Genomic DNA, 2,423 nt, shown 5'->3' with positions numbered 1-2,423 from the left:
GAAGAAAGTCCACAAAAAAAAGCACTCCATGCATTTGTCGGTGGAATCATGTCTCAAATAACAGGCAGTGGTTTCAAATCTGGAGCAGTAGGCGCAGGGGTAAATGAAGCAGTACAGAAAGAATTAGAAAAACGCTTTAAGAACCAACCAGATATGCATCAATGGGCAAGTGCGCTTATAGGTGCAGCAGCCTCCAAAGCAGCAGGCGGAAGTGGACAAGTTGGTGCAAGTACTGCTGTAAGTGGGACGAAGAATAATAATTTATATGAAACAATTGCACGTACAGCAATAAGATTAGGCCTTTTACCTAATCCAGACAATATGGAAAATGATTATGTTTATGCTGAATTAAGTGGAGAACTTCCAGTTGTAGGATCAGTCGGTGGAGGTTATATTATGGACAAAGATGGAAACCTATATAAGTTTTCAGAAAAAGGATGGAGTGTAGGTCTACCTATTCCTGTCGTTGGTGCTGCAGGAGTAGGAAATGTAGATACAACATGGAAAAATGGAGGTGGAAATATACGAGACGCGATTGAAGGGGAAAGTTTTAGTGGTGGTGCATGTTCAGTAGTTTCAGCGAATGCATCTGTCGCAACAAATGGTGCACTTACCTTTGAAGTAGGAATTCAAACGAGCGCGGGTATTACAATGGCAGTTAGAAGTGCTGAATGGGTTGGTAATATTCATAAAGAGACTTAATGATATGGTTAATAAGAAAATTTTATGTAAATAAATTTTTTTATTAACATAAATATAATACTGGAGGAGGAGTTGTAATAATTTATAAAATAATAAAGCTGATTATATATGCTTTTATTGCTTTTAATTTCGTTTCTATTTGGGGGATAGGGATAATAAGTGGTATCGTGGCTTTACCTGTAAAAGAGCAAGAATCTTTGATTGAAAGAGAAGTTGAAAACATAAATTTTATCAATTTTTCTATATTATCAAAAACCCATTATGATAAAAAAATATTTTCACGTTCAAGAAATGATATATATGGATATTCGTCAGATTTTAGTTTAACAGAAGTAGAAGAAATGTGTTTAAATGAGCTCAAAAAAAACCAATGGACTCTTCTTAGAACAAGAAAAATCAATGATGAAAAAAAGACATATATATTACAAAAAAATGATTTGTATGCTTTATTAAGATTTGAAGAAAAAAATATTTTTTCTTTACAGATAGGGTACATAACTCTTGAAAACAAAATTAATAACTTTCCTTAAAAATAGATAAGGTGGTGCGTAATTCTGTCTCATAGTACTTAGATGAAGTAACAGTTTGCAATGCTTTCAAAAAATTTGGCAATGTCCATAGTTTGCGAAATAAATAACTAAAACGAGGTTAACGGACTTAAAAAATCCGTTAACCTATTTTGATTTACAGGTGTTTTCTAGTGACACTTAATTAATAGGTAATAAAATCCTATTAACAATACCATTTCAATTAATCTAGAAAGACAAGGTGACAATTCTTTTTGTCTTAAGAAATAAACAAATTAATGCAAAAATGGATAGCAGAAGTGTTAGCCATTTTTGCTAACTGCGCTAAAGTTGGAGCAGAAAAAAACCAGCACAAAAGAGTGATATCTCCATCAGCGTAAGCCTCGGAAAAAGCAAATCCGAAAGCAGCTTGACCAGCCAAACAACAGTTGCAAAGGGAAGCAGCAGAGCCAATGGGGACGTCAGACTGTGCGAAAACAATGAGGTGCTAGTATCGTTGTAATGGTATAATTGAATTATAAAATTTCATGCTTTGAGGTGAATTATGGAACGATATATTTCTAATAACACAAATAGAAACCAAATAAGTCTTATACCTATGTCACTTGATGAAATGATAAGTGAAGATAATATTGTACGTGTATTAGATGCCTTTGTTGGTAGTTTAAATTTAAATGAGTTTGGATTTAAATATGCAACTACAAAAGCGACAGGTCGTAAACCATATAATCCTGCCGATATGCTTAAGCTGTATCTTTATGGATATTTCAATGGTATAAGAACTTCCCGAAAATTGGAATCTGAGTGTAAAAGAAATATAGAATTGATGTGGCTGATTCAAGAGTTAAAGCCCGATTATCGCACTATTGCCGACTTTAGAAAGAATAATATATCTTTACTCAAAAATATTTTTAAACACTTTTCTTTCTTATGCAATGATCTCGGTCTCTTGGGTAAAGAAATCGTCGCTATAGACGGTAGCAAATTTCGCGCCAATAACGCTCGCAAGAAAAATTTGACCAAAGGTAAAATTGAAAAAATGTTAGCACATTTTGAACAAGCCGCTCAACGTTATTTGGAACTATTAGAAAATAATGATGAAAACGATACCAGTAGTACCAGTAGTACCATTAGCTATAATAAGGAAGAAATACAAGAAAAATTAGCTAATGCAACCCAGCGTATTCATGATTT

The 2,423-nt window shown here is 33.5% G+C and carries 3 protein-coding genes and 1 pseudogene; 3 read left to right on the top strand and 1 reads right to left on the bottom strand.

Annotation, left to right across the window (positions count from 1 at the left end; genetic code table 11):
- Positions 1-702 (top strand): annotated as a pseudogene (locus F606_RS22485) (hypothetical protein); the annotation flags it as partial.
- Between the two features lie 167 nt (positions 703-869).
- A complete protein-coding gene (locus tag F606_RS0119670) occupies positions 870-1,232 on the top strand; it encodes a hypothetical protein (protein ID WP_019555597.1) in 363 nt (120 codons plus the stop codon).
- A gap of 256 nt (positions 1,233-1,488) precedes the next feature.
- Here F606_RS0119670 and F606_RS23580 read toward each other — a convergent pair whose 3' ends face one another.
- Entirely contained in the window at positions 1,489-1,650 is a 162-nt protein-coding gene (locus F606_RS23580; RefSeq protein ID WP_211210114.1) for a hypothetical protein, read from the bottom strand.
- 123 nt (positions 1,651-1,773) lie between these two features.
- On the opposite strand from F606_RS23580, the gene F606_RS0119665 reads away from it, so the two are divergent.
- On the top strand, positions 1,774-2,423 hold a 650-nt coding region (locus tag F606_RS0119665), incomplete at its 3' end, for a transposase (protein WP_019555596.1).

The organism is Propionispira raffinosivorans DSM 20765, from assembly GCF_000381065.1.
GTDB classification, from domain to species: Bacteria; Bacillota; Negativicutes; order Selenomonadales; family Selenomonadaceae; genus Propionispira; species Propionispira raffinosivorans.
This window is presented reverse-complemented; position numbering and strand designations above follow the sequence as displayed.